18 protein-coding genes and 1 tRNA gene are annotated in these 18,755 nt (G+C 59.2%); 13 read left to right on the top strand and 6 right to left on the bottom strand.

Annotation, left to right across the window (positions count from 1 at the left end; translation table 11 throughout):
• Nucleotides 1-84 precede the first annotated feature (84 nt).
• The gene (locus FLQ44_RS17385; protein WP_147695405.1) at nucleotides 85-720 is read left to right on the top strand and encodes a LysE family translocator; all 636 of its coding nucleotides are present in this window, start codon (nucleotides 85-87) and stop codon (nucleotides 718-720) included.
• Between the two features lie 1,355 nt (nucleotides 721-2,075).
• Here FLQ44_RS17385 and sstT read toward each other — a convergent pair.
• Entirely contained in the window at nucleotides 2,076-3,326 is a 1,251-nt protein-coding gene (sstT, locus tag FLQ44_RS17380) for a serine/threonine transporter SstT (RefSeq protein ID WP_147695404.1), read from the bottom strand.
• Between the two features lie 338 nt (nucleotides 3,327-3,664).
• On the opposite strand from sstT, the gene FLQ44_RS17375 reads away from it, so the two are divergent.
• The 3 genes from FLQ44_RS17375 (at nucleotide 3,665) to recG (ending at nucleotide 7,319) form a co-directional block, all read left to right on the top strand.
• Nucleotides 3,665-4,510, top strand: coding sequence for a PhzF family phenazine biosynthesis protein (locus FLQ44_RS17375; RefSeq protein ID WP_147695403.1), 846 nt, complete (start codon nucleotides 3,665-3,667; stop codon nucleotides 4,508-4,510).
• 227 nt (nucleotides 4,511-4,737) lie between these two features.
• A complete protein-coding gene (locus FLQ44_RS17370; RefSeq protein ID WP_147695402.1) occupies nucleotides 4,738-5,169 on the top strand; it encodes a DUF2147 domain-containing protein in 432 nt (143 codons plus the stop codon).
• Nucleotides 5,170-5,270: 101 nt separating this feature from the next.
• A complete protein-coding gene (recG, locus tag FLQ44_RS17365) occupies nucleotides 5,271-7,319 on the top strand; it encodes an ATP-dependent DNA helicase RecG (RefSeq protein WP_147695401.1) in 2,049 nt (682 codons plus the stop codon).
• An 85-nt stretch (nucleotides 7,320-7,404) separates the two neighbouring features.
• Here recG and FLQ44_RS17360 read toward each other — a convergent pair whose 3' ends face one another.
• The 5 genes from FLQ44_RS17360 to pstS form a co-directional block, all read right to left on the bottom strand.
• Nucleotides 7,405-8,853: an inorganic phosphate transporter gene (locus FLQ44_RS17360; protein WP_147695400.1), complete on the bottom strand. Its 1,449-nt coding sequence runs from the start codon at nucleotides 8,851-8,853 to the stop codon at nucleotides 7,405-7,407.
• Between the two features lie 221 nt (nucleotides 8,854-9,074).
• Nucleotides 9,075-9,839 (bottom strand): phosphate ABC transporter ATP-binding protein PstB, encoded by a 765-nt coding sequence (gene pstB / locus FLQ44_RS17355; protein ID WP_147695399.1) that lies wholly within the window; start codon nucleotides 9,837-9,839, stop codon nucleotides 9,075-9,077.
• Between the two features lie 12 nt (nucleotides 9,840-9,851).
• Entirely contained in the window at nucleotides 9,852-10,715 is an 864-nt protein-coding gene (gene pstA, locus FLQ44_RS17350; protein WP_147695451.1) for a phosphate ABC transporter permease PstA, read from the bottom strand.
• A gap of 57 nt (nucleotides 10,716-10,772) precedes the next feature.
• Complete coding sequence (pstC, locus tag FLQ44_RS17345) at nucleotides 10,773-11,735, bottom strand: phosphate ABC transporter permease subunit PstC (protein ID WP_147695398.1); 963 nt, start codon at nucleotides 11,733-11,735, stop codon at nucleotides 10,773-10,775.
• A 75-nt stretch (nucleotides 11,736-11,810) separates the two neighbouring features.
• Nucleotides 11,811-12,848 carry a phosphate ABC transporter substrate-binding protein PstS gene (gene pstS, locus FLQ44_RS17340; protein ID WP_147695397.1) on the bottom strand — a complete coding sequence of 346 codons (1,038 nt, stop codon included), beginning with the start codon at nucleotides 12,846-12,848 and terminating at the stop codon, nucleotides 11,811-11,813.
• Between the two features lie 152 nt (nucleotides 12,849-13,000).
• Here pstS and tpiA point away from each other — a divergent pair, with 152 nt between their 5' ends.
• The 9 genes from tpiA (at nucleotide 13,001) to nuoF (ending at nucleotide 18,754) form a co-directional block, all read left to right on the top strand.
• Nucleotides 13,001-13,747 (top strand): triose-phosphate isomerase, encoded by a 747-nt coding sequence (tpiA, locus tag FLQ44_RS17335; protein WP_147695396.1) that lies wholly within the window; start codon nucleotides 13,001-13,003, stop codon nucleotides 13,745-13,747.
• Between the two features lies 1 nt (nucleotide 13,748).
• Entirely contained in the window at nucleotides 13,749-14,096 is a 348-nt protein-coding gene (secG, locus tag FLQ44_RS17330) for a preprotein translocase subunit SecG (protein ID WP_147695395.1), read from the top strand.
• 13 nt (nucleotides 14,097-14,109) lie between these two features.
• Nucleotides 14,110-14,195: transfer RNA gene (locus FLQ44_RS17325), tRNA-Leu, on the top strand.
• Nucleotides 14,196-14,286: 91 nt separating this feature from the next.
• Nucleotides 14,287-14,643 (top strand): NADH-quinone oxidoreductase subunit A, encoded by a 357-nt coding sequence (gene ndhC, locus FLQ44_RS17320; protein WP_017509631.1) that lies wholly within the window; start codon nucleotides 14,287-14,289, stop codon nucleotides 14,641-14,643.
• Nucleotides 14,634-15,110, top strand: a complete 477-nt coding sequence (locus FLQ44_RS17315) for a NuoB/complex I 20 kDa subunit family protein (RefSeq protein WP_017509630.1) — start codon at nucleotides 14,634-14,636, stop codon at nucleotides 15,108-15,110. Before ndhC ends, FLQ44_RS17315 begins: the two co-directional genes overlap by 10 nt.
• A 9-nt stretch (nucleotides 15,111-15,119) precedes the next feature.
• The gene (locus tag FLQ44_RS17310) at nucleotides 15,120-15,713 is read left to right on the top strand and encodes an NADH-quinone oxidoreductase subunit C (RefSeq protein ID WP_147695394.1); all 594 of its coding nucleotides are present in this window, start codon (nucleotides 15,120-15,122) and stop codon (nucleotides 15,711-15,713) included.
• Complete coding sequence (locus FLQ44_RS17305; RefSeq protein ID WP_017509628.1) at nucleotides 15,706-16,959, top strand: NADH-quinone oxidoreductase subunit D; 1,254 nt, start codon at nucleotides 15,706-15,708, stop codon at nucleotides 16,957-16,959. The genes FLQ44_RS17310 and FLQ44_RS17305 overlap by 8 nt, the downstream gene beginning before the upstream one ends.
• The gene (nuoE, locus tag FLQ44_RS17300) at nucleotides 16,959-17,459 is read left to right on the top strand and encodes an NADH-quinone oxidoreductase subunit NuoE (protein ID WP_147695393.1); all 501 of its coding nucleotides are present in this window, start codon (nucleotides 16,959-16,961) and stop codon (nucleotides 17,457-17,459) included. The genes FLQ44_RS17305 and nuoE overlap by 1 nt, the downstream gene beginning before the upstream one ends.
• A complete protein-coding gene (gene nuoF, locus FLQ44_RS17295) occupies nucleotides 17,459-18,754 on the top strand; it encodes an NADH-quinone oxidoreductase subunit NuoF (RefSeq protein ID WP_147689014.1) in 1,296 nt (431 codons plus the stop codon). Before nuoE ends, nuoF begins: the two co-directional genes overlap by 1 nt.
• Nucleotide 18,755 lies beyond the last annotated feature (1 nt).

Below are 18,755 nucleotides of genomic sequence, written 5' to 3'. Positions count from 1 at the left end.
CAAAAAGAGTGTTCAGTGGAGGCTATTCGGCCAACATGGCTTGTACGTTAGGGTAAGGCTTCCGTTGAAAAAAGGGGGTACATCATGATTAGCAGTGCAACGCTGGGGCTGTTTCTGTTGAGTGTCAGCCTGCTATTACTGTCGCCAGGCCCGAACATGGCCTTTTTGCTGTCCTACAGCACCTTGCAAGGACCGAGGGCGGCCTATGCGGTGGCATTGGGCATCGCCCTGGCGGACCTGGTATTGACCCTGCTGACTGCCGGGGGTGTTACCGCCATCTTGTTGGCCTGGCCGCCGATGTTTGATGTGCTGCGGCTGGCGGGCGCCGAGTACTTGCTGTGGCTGGCCTACAAAGCATGGTGCAGCGGCGGGGTAATGGCCTTGGCTAGCGTGCCACAGCGTAGCGAACGCGATATCGTACGCATGGCCATGGTCAATAGCCTGCTCAATCCCAAGGCCTTACTGTTTTTCATGGTGTTTTTGCCGCAGTTTGTCGATGCCAGCCAGGGGAACGTCGGTTGGCAGCTGTGCCAGTTGGGTGGGGTATTGACGGTACTGGCTTTTGTCTTTCATGCCGTACTGGGCTGCCTGGCGGCTTCTGTTAGCGGGTGGCTGGTACGACAACCCGGCTTTGCCGTGTGGCAAGGGCGGGTCCTGGCCATTGTGCTGCTGGGGTTGGCCGCACGGTTGTTGATATTGCAGCGGCCAGGCAATGCTTAGCGCGTAGGATGGGTGCAGCGCAGCGTAACCCATCATCAACCTTGATCTTGTTTTGGACGGTCGTAGGTTGGGCTGAATGAAATGAAGCCCAACGTTTACCGCGCCCCCGCAGTGTTGGCCGCATGCCATCACGGTATTGCGGCCAACCTTTTGTTTTGTGGAGCCGCTGCGCGGCGTGATGGCATGCCGCTTTCCGCGCGGCGGCGGGGTACTTTCTTTTGCGTCGCCAAAAGAAAGTACCCAAAGAAAAGGCGACCCGGGGCTGCTCGAAACCCCGTGCCAAACGGCCCGCCCCAGGCGCCGCCGAACTCGCCCCTTGCTAACGGCGCGGGGCTCAGACAAATCGGCGTCTTAAACCCTGGGGCAAACCGTTTGGCCCGGCTCGCGCCAACGGGGTGGGGCGGCGTTGGTGCGGTCGTACCCTTGGGTAGGGCGACCAGCTCGTAGCTTGGGCTGAATGAAATGAAGCCCAACGTTTACCACGCCCCCGCAGTGTTGGCCGCATGCCTTCACGGTCTTGCGGCCAACCTTTTGTTTTGTGGAGCCCCTGCGCGGCAGATGAACATGCCGCTTTCCGCGCGGCGGCGGGGTACTTTCTTTTGCGTCGCCAAAAGAAAGTATCCAAAGAAAAGGCGACCTGGGGCTGCTCGAAGCCCCGTGCCAAATGGCCGGCCCCAGGTGCCGCCGAACTCGCATCGCTGAGCAAATCAGAGATTTGCACGCAGATCACTAACGGCTCGGGACTCAGACAAATCGGCTGCTTGCGCGTGCGAATCTTTGATTCGCTCAGCACAATCCTGGGGCAATCCGTTTGGCCCGGCTCGCGCCAACGGGGTAGGGCGGCGTCGGTGTGGTGGTGTCTTGACGTAGGAGGGGGCAAAAGCCGGAGGTTGTGCCCACCAATAGGATGAGGGTTGGCCGCACACATTCACTCACTTTACTGCGGCCAACCTTGTACTGCGACCCATGCCCCCTTGGGGAGCGCCGGTAAAAAGTCTGCCGCAAGGTTTTAAGCGGCCGATTTGTTTGAGCCCGGGGCCGTTAGCGATCTGCGTGCAAATCTCTGATTTGCTCAGCGATACGAGTTCGGCAGCGCCTTGCGGTGGGCTTTTTGCCGGGGTTTCGCGGACCGCGGGGGCGAGGGGGGATGAAAGGGGGCGGCGACCCGCCCCCTTCCCGTCAGCCGGGCGGAACCGGCTGTAATTATTATCCGCGAAGCGGATTCAAGACCTTTCATGTTGTCGCACGACAAAATTAAATGCGGTCAACCTTGCGCCGCTTGCCTCGTTACCCACAAAAAAGCCCGCTCATCCGAGCGGGCTTTGCCTTGCTGGCCGTGTGGCTAATAAAAACGATCAACCGTTCTTGCGCGCCATCTGCGGGGCGTCTGCGTGCACGTCGCCGCTGGCGATGCAGGCGGCGGCGGTGAACAGCACGTCGGTGGAGCTGTTCAGCGCGGTTTCGGCCGAATCCTGTACCACGCCGATGATGAAGCCCACGGCCACCACTTGCATGGCCACGTCGTTGCTGATGCCGAACAGGCTGCACGCCATCGGGATCAGCAGCAGCGAGCCGCCAGCTACGCCGGAGGCACCGCAAGCGGCCACGGTGGACAGCACCGACAGCAGCAGCGCGGTGGGCAGGTCCACGTGGATACCCAGCGTGTGCACGGCGGCCAGGCTCAGTACCGAGATGGTGATGGCGGCGCCGGCCATATTGATGGTGGCACCCAGCGGGATGGACACGGCGTAGGTGTCTTCATTCAGGCCCAGCTTCTTGCACAGGGTCATGTTCACCGGGATGTTGGCCGCCGAGCTGCGGGTAAAGAAGGCGGTAACACCACTTTCGCGCAGGCAGGTGAAGACCAGCGGGAACGGGTTGCGGCGGATGGTGAGGCCAACAATCAGCGGGTTCACCACCAGTGCGATGAACAGCATGGCGCCTACCAGTACCAGCAGCAGCTTGCTGTAACCCAGCAGCGCCGACAGGCCGGTGGTGGCCACGGCTTCGGCTACCAGGCCGAATACGCCGACCGGGGCAAAGCGGATGATCACGCCCACGATGCGCGACACGCCATCGGCCAGCTCGTTCAGCAGGGTTTTGGTGCTGTCGCTGGCGTGATGCAGTGCCATGCCCAGCGCTACGGCCCAAGTGAGGATGCCGATATAGTTGCCGGTAGCGATGGCGTTGATCGGGTTATCCACAATCTGGAACACCAGGTTATTCAGCACCTGGCCAATACCGCCTGGCGGGGTGGTACCGGTGGCCGCGGCCACCAGCTGCAGCGTGGTGGGGAAAGCAAAGCTGGCCAGTACGCCGGTAACGGCGGCCAGAAAGGTGCCCAGCAGGTACAGGGTGAGTACCGGGCGCATATTGGTTTGCACGCCCTGCTTTTTATTGGCAATGGCGCTGGCCACCAGCACGAATACCAGCACCGGGGCCACGGCTTTCAGGCCTTTGACGAACAGGCTGCCCAGGAAGGTCAGCGATTTGGCGGTATCGGGGGCAACGCTGGCCACGGCAATACCGGCCAGCAAACCGATCACGATCTGCAGCACGATGCTGCCGTTCATGATGCGGTGGATCAGGGTAGGGTTCTGCTGCATAGGGGTTCCACGGTTCTGTCGTTATAGGTATCTGGCATGCCTGCGGGCGCGCCGGGCTGGCTTGCGGCCAACCTCCAAGACGATTCAAAACTGCAGAACAATCAAACGGGTAACGCCGTACAAGCAACAGCGGGGCGCAGTGTAGCAAATTTTTATTGGTGACAGAATCCTGTATCCAAAAGCCGCTAACTGTCACCATTGTCAGCCTGGTAAAAACAATCTGTTTACCTGTGGCCGCTTTATGCAGATGTGGCCAGCATGGCCTAATGGTGGCTGACCAGTCTGCGCCCCGTTTGTCTGCCGTGTCGCAGGCCAACGCCCGCCCCTAGGAGCCCCGCATGCGCCAGCCTTACCCCTACCAGATCGTGAATGTGTTTGCCGAAAGCCGCTTTGGCGGTAACCCGCTGGCGGTGTTTACCGATGCCGCCGGCCTGTCCGATGCCGATATGCAGCTGATTGCACGGCAGTTCAACCTGTCCGAGACGGTGTTCATCCACCCGGGTGATGAGCATGCGCTGGCCAGCTTGCGCATCTTCACCCCCAGCTACGAGCTGCCATTTGCCGGCCACCCTACGATTGGTAGCGCGGCGGTGCTGCACGCGCTGCGCCAGCCGGGCGATGCCTTTACGCTGCGTACGCAGGCCGGGCTGATTCCGATCGCGCTGCAAGACGGCGTGTTCCGCCTGACTGCCGTGGCCGCCACACAGCGTGCGGCCAACGTTGGCCGCGCCGACGCCGCCGCCATGCTGGGGCTGGACGAAGCCGACATCGCGCTGGCGCCGGTATGGGTAAACGCCGGCAGCGAGCAAATGCTGATCCGCCTGGCCAGCCGCGAGGCGGTGCTGCGCGCGCGGCCCGACCATGCGCTGTTTACGCGCCACGCCACGCTGCGCCCTGGCCGTAGCATTGCGTATCTGTGGTACCAGGCCGACGGTGTGGCCACGGTGCGGCTGTTCTTTGAACAGCAGGGCAGCGTGATCGAAGACCCGGGCACCGGCAGTGCCTGCGCCAACCTGGGCGGCTGGTGCGCGCTGAACGGCCTGGCGCCGCTGTCGTGGCGCATCGAGCAAGGGGCGGCGATCCAGCGCCCCAATGTGCTGTATCTGGACGTAGCGGCCGATGGCAGTGTGCAGGTAGGTGGCAAAGTACAAGCGGTGGCCGACGGGGTATTCACCTTGCCCTAAGGCCAGGTGTTTCCCACAATAAAGGCAGCTGCGGCTGCTTTTTTGTTGCCACCTGCTGCCGTAGCGTTGCGGATACGCCCGCCCCCGGCGCTGTGGCCCCCCCGGCCATTGACGCTGCCGCAGCACGCTGATAGCTTTCTGCGCTACGGCTAGAGCCGTAGCTCGAAACAGGCGTTTGATGGCATGAGGGGTGCCGGACGCCCAAAACACAATACGAGGGAGTACAGATGAAGACATTTGCAAAACTGGCCGCAGTCACCGCCCTGACCCTGTGCAGCAGCCTGGCGCTGGCCAACGGTGCTGGCGGTACCTGGAAAACCATCGATGACGAAACCAAGCAAGCCAAAGCGCTGGTAGAAATCACCGAAGCGGCCAACGGCGAGCTGACAGGCAAGATTACCAAGCTGTTTACCAACCCGGACGCTGTGTGCGACAAGTGCGAAGGCGCGCAAAAAGGCAAGCCGGTCGTGGGCATGACCATCCTGACCGGTCTGAAAAAAGGTGGTGACGGCTGGGAAGGTGGCAAGATCCTGGACCCGAAATCGGGCAAGGTCTACAGCGCCAAGGCCAAGCTGGCCGATGGCGGCAAAAAGCTGGAAGTACGCGGCTTTCTGGGCCTGGCCCTGCTGGGCCGTACCCAGACCTGGGAACGCCAGTAAGCGCGCTGCGCACGGTTAGCCTGGCGGCGAGCTAGCGGCCGGGCGGTTATCAAAACGGGATGGCTTGTGCCATCCCGTTTTGCATTGGGTACAATCGCAGCATGAACGCTACCGTCGACATCGCCAGCCAGCCCATCGTGGCGGCCGCCGCCACCGCCAAAAGGCTGGAAAAGCTGGGCCTGACCCGCCGTTTCGACCTGGTGCTGCACCTGCCGCTGCGCTACGAGGACGAAACCCACCTCTACCCGATACTACAGGCGCCGTACGGCCAGGCGGTACTGGTGGAAGGCGAGGTCACCCACTGCGAGGTGCAGTTCCGGCCGCGCCGCCAGCTGGTGGCGCACATCGAAGACAAAAGCGGCAAGCTGGTGCTGCGCTTCATCCACTTCTACCCCAATACCCAGCAGGCGCTGGCCAAGGGCCGCCGCGTGCGTGCGCTGGGCGAAGTGCGGCGCGGGTTCTTTGGCGACGAGATGGTGCACCCCAAGCTGCGCGAGGTGCACGAGGGCGACCCGCTGGCCGATAGCCTCACGCCGGTCTACCCCACGGTCAACGGCCTGTCGCAGCCGGTGCTGCGGCGGCTGATCCATACCGAACTCAAGGCGCAGCCCATCCCCGAAACCCTGCCCGACGACGTGCGCCGCCGTCTGGGGCTGATGCCGCTGGCCGACGCCGTGCACCTGCTGCACCGCCCCGGGCCGGAGTATTCCGCCACCCAGCTGACCGACGGCAACCTGCCAGCTTGGCAGCGGCTGAAATTCGACGAGCTGCTGGCGCAGCAGCTGTCCATGCGCCTGGCCTACCGCGCACGGCGCGAGGGCAGCGCGCCGGTGATACAGGGCGACGGTAGCCTGCGCGCGCAGCTGGCGGCCAACTTGCCGTTTGCGCTGACCGGTGCGCAGCAAAAAGTGCTGGGCGAGATCGTGGCCGATCTGGCGCAGCCGCACCCGATGAACCGCCTGCTGCAAGGCGATGTGGGCAGCGGAAAGACCATTGTGGCCGCCATGGCCGCGCTGGCGGCGATCGAGGCCGGCTTTCAGGTAGCGCTGATGGCGCCCACCGAGATCCTGGCCGAGCAGCACTACGTGAAGTTGGCCGCATGGCTGGCGCCGCTGGGTATAGAGGTGGCGTGGCTATCCGGCAGCCTGCGCAAGAAAGCGCGTGGCGAGATGGCCGCCAAGATCGCCAGCGGCGAGGCACGGCTGGCGGTGGGTACGCACGCGCTGTTTCAGGACGATGTGGCGTTCGAGCGCCTGGGGCTGGTGATTGTCGATGAGCAGCACCGCTTTGGCGTAGGCCAGCGCCTGGCGCTGCAGCAAAAGGGTGCCGAGCCGCACCAGCTGATGATGTCGGCCACGCCGATACCGCGCACGCTGGCGATGAGCTTTTACGCCGACCTGGACGTGTCGGTGATCGACGAGCTGCCGCCAGGGCGCACGCCCATCGTCACCAAGCTGATCAGCGCCGAGCGCCGCGACGAGGTGGTGCGCTTTGTGGACAAGGCTTGCCGCGAGGGCAACCAGGTGTACTGGGTGTGCCCGCTGATCGAAGAATCGGAAACCCTGCAGCTGCAAACGGCGGTGGATACCCACGTGGTGTTGCAGCAAGACCTGCCGCAGTGGGGCGTGGGGCTGGTACACGGCCGCATGAAGGCAGCCGAAAAAGCCGAGGTGATGGGGCAGTTCATCCGCAATGAGTTGCAGCTACTGGTCGCCACCACGGTGATCGAGGTGGGCGTGGATGTGCCCAACGCCAGCCTGATGGTGATCGAGCACGCCGAGCGCATGGGCCTGGCCCAGCTGCACCAGCTGCGCGGCAGGGTAGGGCGTGGCGCGGCCAAATCCACCTGTGTGCTGCTGTTTGATACCCCGCTGTCGGAGCTGGCCAAGGCGCGGTTGAAGGTGATCTACGAAAACACTGACGGTTTCGAGATCGCCCGCCAGGACTTGAGTATCCGCGGCCCAGGCGAGTTTCTGGGCGCACGCCAGAGCGGCCTGCCCATGCTGCGCTTTGCCGACCTGGAGGTGGACATCGAGCTACTGGAAGCCGCGCGCGAGCTGGCACCGCAGCTGCTGCAACGTTGGCCGCAATACGCTCAGGCACACCTGCAGCGCTGGCTGGCGGGCAGGGCGCATTTCTTGAAAGCGTAGTGGTGCTTGCGGCCAACCTGCCCAGCCGCGTGCACATGAAAAAAGGCTGCCGGTTGGCAGCCTTTTGCATAGTGGCAGCTGGCGTTTACACGAATAGCTTCACACCAAAGTAGTACAGGCTGATGGCCAGGCCCATGCTCACCGGCAGGGTCAGCACCCAGGTCGTGAGGATGGTCTTCACGGTGCTCATTTGTACACCGGAGCGGTTCACCAGCATGGTACCGGCTACTGCGCTGGACAGAATCTGCGTGGTCGATACCGGTGCACCGATGGCGCTGGCCAGGCCGATGGACACTGCCGACATGGTTTGTGCGGCCATACCCTGTGCGTAGGTCATGTCCTGTTTGCCGATCTTGGCGCCCACGGTGTTTACCACACGTTTCCAGCCCACCATGGTACCCAGGCCGATGGCCAGTGCTACCGCAACGATCACCCAGGTCGGGGCGTATTCGGTAGTGGCAGACAGGTCTTTCTGGATGCCTTTCAGCTGTTTCTGGTCCACTTCGTTGATGCCGGCGACCTTGCCGATTTTCTTGGCGGCATCGCCCAGACAGATCAGCTGGGTACGGACGTTCCAGCGTTTGTCTTCTGGCAGCTGCTGGAAGGATTTGGCATCGCCAATGGCAGATAGCAGCTCGCCGGTTTCGTCGATGACCTTGGAAACATCACATTTGTGCGAGTTGCTGGCCGGGTATTTGGCGTCAATGATGGCCTGGTTGCGCTGGTACAGCTCTTTCAGCTGCACGGCGGCAATCTTGGTGTGCTCGATCTGGATCGGCTCGGCGTCCAGGTTCACCACAAAGTGGGCCGGTGCCAGTGCAATCAGAACCAGCATCACCAGGCCTACGCCTTTCTGGCCATCGTTGGAACCGTGGGTAAAGCTCATGCCCATGGACGACACGATCAGCATGAAGCGCGCCCAGAACGGCGGGTGCTTGCGGCCTTCGATCTGCTGGCGCTGGAACGGCGATTTGTGAATATTGGACAGCGGGCGCAGCTTCAGCAGGGTAAACAGCATCAGGCCTGCCAGGCCGGCACCGAACAGCGGCGACATGAACAGCGAAATGAACACGTCGATGGCTTTGCTCCAGTTGATACCGCTGGCCAGCGAGTCGCCGGTGATCAGCGCGTTGCCCACGCCCACGCCCAGGATGGCACCAATCAGGGTGTGCGAGCTGGACGCCGGGATGCCGAAGTACCAGGTACCCAGGTTCCACAGAATGGCGGAGGTCAGCAGGGCAAATACCATCACCATGCCCTGGGTGGAGTTGATGTTCAGCAGCAGATCGGTGGGGATCAGGTTGACAATGGCGTAAGCCACGGCCAGGCCGCCAAAGAATACCCCCAGGAAGTTGAACAGACCGGACAGCATCACGGCTGTCTGCGGCTTCATGGACTGGGTGTAGATAACGGTCGCGACCGCGTTGGCGGTATCGTGGAAACCGTTGATGAATTCAAAAGCCAGGACAAAGGCCACCGAGAGAACCAGGGTGACTGCCAGCGTGGTGTCGAGCCCCGAGAGGAGTTCCAGCATGATGATGTGCAGTGCGTTATCAGAAAGGCGGGATTCTTGGGGTTTGAAGATGACACGTCAAGAGTTTGTAATAATCTTTTTTCGCCTTATCAATATTGGGCCGGATTTGTTATTTCCAGCTTGACAAAGGCGTATTATTTTTGGGTGTAGTTTGTTGATTTTAAAAAGGAAAAAAGCCCTTCAGCGCAGGCTGTAAGGGCTTTGTAATAAAACAGTAATAATCAGCCAAACTTGCCGGTGATGTAGTCTTCTGTTTCCTTGCGCTTCGGTGCGGTGAAGATACCGTCGGTTTCGCCAAACTCCATCAGCTCGCCCAGGTACATGTAGGCGGTGTAGTCAGACACACGCGCAGCTTGCTGCATGTTGTGGGTCACGATGGCAATGGTGTAGTCCTGCTTCAGCTCGTGAATCAGCTCTTCGATGTGGCCGGTAGAGATCGGGTCCAGTGCCGAAGTCGGTTCGTCCAGCAGCAGCACTTCCGGGCGGGTGGCTACGGCGCGGGCGATACACAGGCGCTGTTGCTGGCCGCCGGACAGCGAGTTACCGCTTTGCTTGAGCTTGTCTTTTACTTCGTTCCACAGCGCAGCCTTGCGCAGTGCCCACTCTACACGGTCGTCCATTTCGGCTTTGGACAGGCTCTCGTACAGCTTCACGCCAAAGGTGATGTTGTCGTAGATGGACATCGGGAACGGCGTAGGCTTCTGGAACACCATGCCCACTTTGGCGCGCAGCATGTTTACGTCCACGCTCTTGGCCAGCAGGTTTTGCGAATCCAGAATGATCTCGCCTTCTGCGCTCATGCCAGGATACAGCTCGAACATGCGGTTGAAGGTGCGCAGCAGGGTGGACTTGCCGCAGCCGGACGGGCCGATAAAGGCAGTGACCTGGCCTGCGGGAATATCCAGATTGATATTCTTCAGCGCGTGAAATTTGCCGTAGTAAAAGTTCAGGTTTTTGACCTGGAGCTTGATGGCGTTAGTAGTCATGGTCGTCAAGCCTTAATGAGTAGAGTTGTTTTTGCTGGCAAACCAGCGAGCCAGAATGTTCAGGGTAAGGACGCTGAAGGTAATCAGCAGGGCGCCAGCCCAGGCCAGTGCGTGCCAGTCTTCGTACGGGCTCATGGCAAACTGGAAAATCACGATCGGCAGGTTGGCCATTGGCTGGTTCATATTGCTCCAGAACTGGTTGTTCAGGGCAGTGAACAGCAGCGGCGCGGTTTCGCCGGAAATACGGGCCACGGCCAACAAGATGCCGGTAATCACGCCAGCCTTGGCGGCACGCAGCGTCACGTACATGATGACTTTCCACTGCGGCGCGCCTAGGGCAATGGCCGCTTCGCGCAGGCTGTTCGGTACCAGGCGCAGCATGTTTTCGGTAGTACGTACTACCACCGGGATCACCAGCAGCGCCAGGGCCATGGAGCCAGCCCAGCCAGAGAAGTGGCCGATGGTCACGACATACACTTCATACACAAACAGGCCAATCACGATGGACGGGGCCGACAGCAGAATGTCGTTGATGAAGCGGGTGGCAGGCGCCAGCCAGCCGCGCTCGCCGTACTCGGCCAGGTAAACACCGGCCAGAATGCCGATCGGGGTGCCGAACAGGATGCCAAAGAAGGTCATCTGCAGCGAGCCGGCAATGGCGTTGGCCAAGCCGCCTTTGGAGCCTGGCGGTGGGGTGATCTGGGTAAACACATCTGTCGACAGGCCGGACAGGCCGTGCTGCAGCAGTGTCCAGAGAATCCAGAACAGCCAGAACAGACCAAAGCCCATGGCCAGGGTGGCGGCCAGCATGTTGAAGCCGTTGACCAGGCGACGACGGGCGTAGATGGCGTTATTGCGTTGTGTAGACTGTGACATAACCTTGATCGCTTTCTCGGAACCGATAGCTTGGCTGGTGCTCATGACGGGTTCCGATCAGGAAGAGCGGCCTTCCTGCTTCTTCAGCTGCAGCAACAGCAGCTTGGAGCAGGACAGCACGACAAAGGTAATAAAGAACAGAATCAGGCCCAGCTGGATCAGCGAGGACAGATACAGTTCACCGTTGGCCTCGGCAAACTCGTTCGCCAGCGTAGAGGCAATGGAGTTGCCGGCTTCAAACAGGCCGGTAGCGAAAATGGACGAGTTACCGATAACAAAGGTCACTGCCATGGTTTCGCCCAGCGCGCGGCCCAGGCCCAGCATGATGCCGCCTACCACACCGGTTTTGGTGTAGGGCAGGACCACGTAGCGCACGACCTCCCAGGTGGTGCCACCCAGGCCGTAAGCAGATTCTTTCAGCATCGGGGGGACGACTTCAAACACGTCGCGCATTACCGAAGCAATAAACGGTATCACCATGATGGCCAGAATCAGGCCGGCGGTGAAGATGCCGATGCCCATCGGCGCGCCCTGGAACAGGAAGCCTACCAGCGGCAGATCGCCCATGTTTTCCAGGATCCACGGTTGTACGTATTCGCCAAACAGCGGGGCAAACACAAACAGGCCCCACATGCCGTAAATGATGGACGGGATGCCTGCCAGCAGCTCTACTGCAATGCCCAGCGGGCGTTTCAGCATGGGTGGGCACAGCTCGGTCAGGAAGATGGCAATGCCAAAGCTGATGGGCACGCCAATCAGCAGGGCAATAAACGATGTGATCAGCGTGCCGAAAATGGGTACAACGGCACCAAATTGTTCGGTAACCGGGTCCCACTCGCTGCTGGTAAGAAAGCCCCAGCCAAAGTGGCGGATACTCGGCATGGCACCGATCAGCAGTGAAACCAGAATGCCGATAAGCATGGCCAGCACGAGGAAGGCAAAGAAGCGTGTTGCTACCCGGAAGACCGAGTCGAGCAGCATCTGGCGTTTCAGATGGGCTGAGTACTGATTATTTTCCATGGGAAATCTCTAAGCGCTTGCAGACAAAAAGCCGGGAACGGGTCCCCGGCCTGCGTTGCTTGATGCCTGTGGGCATTATTTCCAGATCGGGGCGCCGGAGGCGTCGGTGATCTGTTTCCAGCTATTGCGAATGGTGGTCTTCACATTGGCCGGCATTGGCACGTAGTCCAGCTGGACGGCAGTGGCGTCACCATTGCTGTAAGCCCAGTCAAAGAACTTCAGCGCTTCCTGGCCTTGGGCCGGCTTGTCCTGCTTCTTGTGCATCAGGATGAAGGTAGCGCCCGACAGCGGCCAGGTGTCTTTGCCCGGCTGGTTGGTCAGAATCAGGTAGAAGCCAGGTGCTTTAGCCCAGTCAGCGTTGGCCGCAGCAGCCTTGAAGGTGCTGTCATCCGGGTTTACGTAAGCGCCAGAGGCATTCTGCATCTGGGTGTGGGCAATCTTGTTCTGTTTGGCGTAGGCGTATTCCACGTAGCCAATCGCGCCCTTGATGCGGGTTACATAGTTGGCCACGCCTTCGTTACCTTTACCGCCCACGCCCACGCTCCACTTTACGGCGGAGTTGGCACCAACAGTGCTGTTCCACTCTGGGGATACCTTGGACAGGTAGTTGGTGAAGATGAAGGTGGTGCCGGAGCCGTCAGAGCGGCGTACTACAGTAATCTTCTGGTCTGGCAGTTTTACGCCCGGGTTCAGCTTGGCGATCGCGGCATCGTTCCAGTTGGCAACTTTGCCCAGGTAGATGTCTGCCAGCAGCGGGCCGGTCAGTTTCAGCTGGCCAGCGGTAATGCCTGGCACGTTGATCACTGGCACCACGCCGCCGATGACGGTCGGGAACTGGGTCAGGCCGGCTTTATCCAGCTCTTCCGGCTTCAGTGGCATGTCGGAAGCGCCGAAATCCACTGTTTTGGATTGAATCTGTTTAATACCACCACCGGAGCCGATGGACTGGTAGTTCATGTTGTTGTTGGTCTTGGCCTTGTAAGCCTCGGCCCATTTGGCGTACAGCGGGTACGGGAAGGTTGCGCCGGCGCCAGTGATATCTGCCGCAAACGCGTGGCCTGCTACAAAACCGGAAAAAGCCAGAGTGGCGACCAGGCGGGTAGTGTGTTTCATTGCGTGCTCCAAAGTTTAACGGCGTGTTGCGATGGAGTGCATCGTAATGGTTGGTGATTTCAGAAATATTACAGTTCGTCACATTGCAGCCGGTGGGGTGGGCGCGGGTATAATTCGCCCATTCTCAATGGTTCACCTAAAGGTAGGGCGCAATGAATAGCAAGCTGGTAATTGGCAACTGGAAGATGAACGGGCGTACTGCGGCCAACCAGGCTCTGGTGGCCAGCATGCTGGCAGATGCCGACATTAATCGTACCGGTGTGGGTATTGCTGCGCCTGACATCTATCTTTCACAACTGGCCACTATGCTGCAAGGAAGTCACATGGCTGTGGCCGCGCAGGATGCCAGCCGGTTTGCCAGTGATGGTGCGTATACCGGCGAGACCAGTGCGGCCATGTTGGCCGATATCGGTTGCCAATATGTGTTGGTCGGCCATTCGGAGCGTCGTCAGTATTTTGGCGAAGATAATGCGGCGCTGTCAGCCAAGCTGCAGGCGGTGGTAGCCGCCGGTATGGTACCGGTGCTGTGTGTGGGTGAAACCCTGGCGCAGCGCGAGGCTGATCAGGTTGATGCAGTCATTGGCCAGCAACTGGAAGCATTGGCTGCTATAAAAGGACAGCACTACGTCGTAGCGTACGAGCCGGTCTGGGCTATCGGTACTGGCAAGGTGGCCACTATCGAACAAATAGACGAGGTGCATAAGCAGATAGGGGATGTTGTATTGCAATGCTATGGTGCGTCTGATAGTATTCGCGTCCTCTACGGCGGAAGCGTCAAAGCAGACAATGCGGACGCAATCCTGTCGCTGGCAAGTGTCGGTGGCGCCTTGGTTGGTGGTGCGTCCCTCGAGGTTAACGGATTTGGCAAGATTTGCCAGGCTGCTAAAAAGTTGATATAGTATGGAACTCTTGAATACGTTTGCACTTGTCACGCTGTTGGTTTCTGCGCTGGCAATTATCGTCCTTGTCTTGATGCAGCATGGCAAGGGGGCTGATATGGGAGCTGCCTTTGGTGGTGGTGGCGGTTCTTCGGGAAGCCTTTTTGGTGCAAGCGGTTCCGCTAATTTCCTGAGCAGGGCAACCGCCGTGTCGGCTGTCGTGTTCTTTTCGATGTTGATGTTAATCAGCTATTTGCATGTCGCAAACGACAGCAAGCTTGGCGTAATGGATTCGAGCATCGAAAAAGCGACATCGCAAATCCCGGGCGGTGCTGCTAAGGGTAATGCCTCCGGCGTGATTCCGGAATAAAAGTTAAAATTGTGCCGACATGGTGAAATTGGTAGACACGCTATCTTGAGGGGGTAGTGGCCGTAGGCTGTGTGAGTTCGAGTCTCACTGTCGGCACCACATTCAAAAAACAGGCCGCCGGGATTCCGGTGGCCTGTTTTGTTTGGAGTCAAGGGGGTCTGTCCTCCTTTCTTTTAGGGGTGTGCGGGAAATGCTGCAAAATTACTTTCCCATTCTGTTGTTTGTCGTCGTCGGCCTCTTGGTCGGGGTAGGTCCGCTGGTTCTGGGCTGGTTGCTCGCACCTAATAGACCTGATCCTGAGAAACTGTCTCCTTATGAGTGCGGTTTTGAAGCCTTCGAAGACGCACGAATGAAGTTTGATGTCAGGTATTACCTGATAGCCATTCTTTTTATCCTTTTCGATCTCGAGGTCGCATTTCTGGTTCCTTGGGCGGTCGTATTTAAGGAATTGGGCGTGTACGGCTTTGGCGTCATGCTGGAATTCCTGACCGTTCTGACACTTGGCTTTATTTACATGTGGAAAAAAGGAGCGCTGGAATGGGAGTAGAAGGCATTCTCGAAAAGGGTTTTGTCACTACCACTGCTGACAAGCTGATCAACTGGACGCGTACCGGCTCGCTGTGGCCAATGACGTTCGGTCTGGCCTGCTGTGCCGTAGAGATGATGCACGCAGGTGCAGCCCGCTACGACTTGGACCGCTTCGGTATCGTATTCCGCCCAAGCCCGCGTCAGTCTGACCTGATGATTGTGGCCGGCACCCTGTGCAATAAAATGGCTCCCGCCCTGCGCAAGGTTTACGACCAGATGGCCGAGCCGCGTTGGGTTATCTCCATGGGTTCCTGTGCCAACGGTGGTGGCTATTACCACTATTCTTATTCTGTCGTGCGCGGCTGCGACCGCATCGTGCCGGTAGATGTCTATGTTCCAGGCTGTCCTCCTACTGCAGAAGCCCTGCTGTACGGCATCATTCAGCTGCAGAACAAGATCAAGCGTACCAACACCATCGCCCGCTGAGGTAAAACCATGTCATTGAAAATGGAAGAGCTCAAGTCGGCGGTTGAACAGGTGCTCGGCGAAAAGCTGGTCAGCGCCAAGATCGCGCTGGACGAGCTGACGATTGTCTGTAAATCCGCTGATACGCTTTCTGTGATGACTTCGCTGCGTGACAACGCTGCGCTGTCGTTTGAGCAGTGCATCGATATCTGCGGTATGGACTACAGCGCCTATAAAGACGAGCCGCAAGATGGCCCGCGCTTTGCCGTTGTCTACCACCTGCTTTCCCTGACGCATAACACCCGCATCCGCGTGCGCATTTTTGCCGAGGACGACAGCTTCCCTGTTGTGCCTAGCGTGAATGACATCTGGTCTGCGGCCAACTGGTTCGAGCGCGAAGCATTCGACCTGTTCGGTATCGTATTCGAAGGCCACCCGGACCTGCGCCGCTTGCTGACCGATTACGGTTTTGTCGGCCACCCGTTCCGCAAGGACTTCCCGGTGTCCGGCCACGTGGAAATGCGTTATGACGCAGCCCAGCAGCGCGTTATCTACCAGCCTGTAACCATCGAGCCGCGCGAAATTACGCCGCGTATCGTCCGCGAGGAGAACTACGGTGGCTGAAATCCGTAACTACACGCTGAACTTTGGCCCGCAGCACCCGGCCGCGCACGGTGTATTGCGCCTGGTTCTGGAGCTGGATGGTGAAGTAGTACAGCGTGCCGACCCGCATATCGGCCTGCTGCATCGCGGCACCGAGAAGCTGGCCGAAAGCAAGACCTTCATCCAGTCCCTGCCTTACATGGACCGTCTGGACTACGTGTCCATGATGTGTAACGAGCACGCTTACTGCCTGGCCATCGAAAAACTGATGGGTATCGAGGTGCCGGAGCGTGCTCAGTACATTCGTGTCATGTTTGCCGAGATCACCCGTGTACTGAACCACTTGCTGTGGATTGGTGCGCACTCCATCGATATCGGTGCCATGACCATGTTCCTGTACGCTTTCCGTGAGCGTGAGGACCTGATGGACTGCTACGAAGCCGTATCCGGCGCCCGTCTGCACGCAGCTTACTTCCGCCCGGGTGGTGTGTATCGCGACCTGCCGGACAGCATGCCGCAATACAAGGCTTCCAAAATCCGTAACGCCAAAGAAATCGCGCGCCTGAACGCCACACGTGCTGGCACCATGCTCGATTTCATTGAAGATTTCACCCAGCGCTTCCCGGCCTGTATCGATGATTACGAAACCCTGCTGACAGATAACCGTATCTGGAAACAGCGTACCGTAAACATCGGTATCGTTACCCCGGAACGCGCCAAGAACCTGGGTATGACTGGCCCGATGTTGCGTGGTTCCGGTATTGCGTGGGATCTGCGCAAGACCCAGCCGTACGACGTATACGACCGCATGGACTTTGACGTGCCGGTAGGCGTAACAGGCGACTGCTACGACCGTTACCTGGTACGCGTAGAAGAAATGCGTCAGTCCAACCGCATCATCGCGCAGTGCGTGCAATGGCTGAAAGCCAACCCGGGTCCGGTCATTACCGACAACCACAAGGTGGCACCGCCTAGCCGTGAAGGCATGAAGTCGAATATGGAAGAACTGATCCATCACTTCAAGCTGTTCACCGAAGGTATGCACGTACCGGAAGGCGAAGCTTACGCTGCGGTAGAGCACCCGAAAGGCGAGTTCGGTATCTATCTGGTGTCCGATGGCGCCAACAAGCCATACCGCCTGAAGATTCGTGCCCCTGGCTACGCCCACCTGGCCAGCCTGGATGAAATGTCGCGTGGCCACATGATTGCCGACGTGGTGGCCATCATTGGTACTCAGGATATCGTGTTTGGGGAGATTGACCGCTGATGTTATCCGCAGAATCGCTAGCCAAGATTGATCGCGAACTGGCCAAGTACCCAGCCGATCAATTCCGTTCCGCGGCCATGTCGGCGCTGCGCATTGCGCTGACCGAACGCCGCGACACGGGGGCAACGCCAGCAGAGCGTTGCCTGAACGCCGACGTGATCGAGTTCGTGGCCAACTACATCGGCATTCCGCCGGTAGCCGCTTACGAAGTCGCCACGTTCTACAACATGTACGACATGAAGCCGGTGGGCAAGTACAAGATCACGGTCTGTACCAACCTGCCATGCGCGCTGCAAGGCGGTGTGAATGCTGCCCAGTACATCTCCGGCAAGCTGGGTATTGCCCTGGGCGAAACCAGTGCCGACGGCAAGTACACCTTGCTGGAAGGGGAGTGCATGGGTGCTTGTGGTGATGCGCCCGTGCTGCTGCTGAACAACCACAAGATGTGCAGCTTCATGACCCCTGAAGCCATCGATAAAAAACTGGCGGAGTTGGAATAATGGCAGTCTTCGTCAATGGTGTGATTTTCGAGGGGGTGGATACCCACGCCCCGGATTGCTGGCGCATCGATGCCTATATGGCTCGTGGCGGCTACCAGGCGCTGAAAAAGATCCTGGAAGCCAACATGCCGCAGGAAGACGTGATTGCCGAGGTGAAAAGCTCCGGTCTTCGCGGTCGCGGCGGCGCTGGTTTCCCTACCGGCCTGAAGTGGAGCTTCATGCCGCGTTCTTTCCCGGGTGACAAGTACGTCGTCTGCAATACAGATGAGGGCGAGCCGGGCACTTTCAAGGACCGCGACATCCTGCTGTACAACCCGCACGCGCTGATCGAAGGCATGATCATCGCCGGCTACGCCATGGGTTGCAAAGCCGGTTACAACTACATTCACGGTGAAATCTTCGAAGCCTACGAGCTGTTCGAAGAGGCGCTGGATGAGGCACGCAAGGCCGGTTTCCTGGGTGAAAAAATCCTGGGTACCGACTTCAGCTTCGATCTGTTCGCCCACCACGGTTACGGCGCCTACATTTGTGGCGAGGAAACCGCGCTGCTGGAATCGCTGGAAGGCAAAAAAGGCCAGCCACGCTTCAAGCCGCCATTCCCGGCCAGCTTCGGCCTGTACGGTAAGCCAACCACCATCAACAACACCGAATCGTTTGCGTCGGTGCCGTTCATCATTCGCGACGGCGGCCAGAAATTCCTGGAAGCCGGCAAGCCGAATAACGGTGGTACCAAGCTGTTCTCGATCTCCGGCCACGTAAACCGTCCGGGTAACTACGAGATTCCGCTGGGCACCCCGTTTGCCACCCTGCTGGAAATGGCTGGCGGCATGAAAGACGGCAAGAAGCTGAAAGCGGTGATCCCGGGTGGTTCGTCTGCCCCGGTACTGCCAGGCGACGTGATGATGGGCCTGACCATGGATTACGACAGCATCTCCAAAGCCGGCTCCATGCTGGGTTCGGGTGCCGTAATCGTGATGAACGAAGATGTCTGCATGGTAAAAGCGCTGGAGCGTCTGGCTTACTTCTACCACGAAGAATCTTGCGGTCAGTGCACCCCGTGCCGTGAAGGCACCGGCTGGCTGTACAAGGTCATCCATCGCATTGCCAACGGCGAAGGCCGCCCAGGCGATCTTGAGTTGCTGGACTCGGTAGGCAACAACATGGCAGGCCGCACCATCTGCGCCCTGGCTGATGCCGCTGTGTTCCCGGTTCGTAGCTTCACCAAACACTTCCGTAATGAGTTCGAGTACCTCATCGAGCACAAGAAGTCTTTGGTGGATCACAAATGGTGTTGAG

The sequence above is a fragment of the Vogesella mureinivorans genome (genome assembly GCF_007644035.1).
GTDB lineage: Bacteria > Pseudomonadota > Gammaproteobacteria > Burkholderiales > Chromobacteriaceae > Vogesella > Vogesella mureinivorans.
Note: the sequence above shows the minus strand (reverse complement) of the source record. Positions and strands in the feature narration are given on the sequence as shown.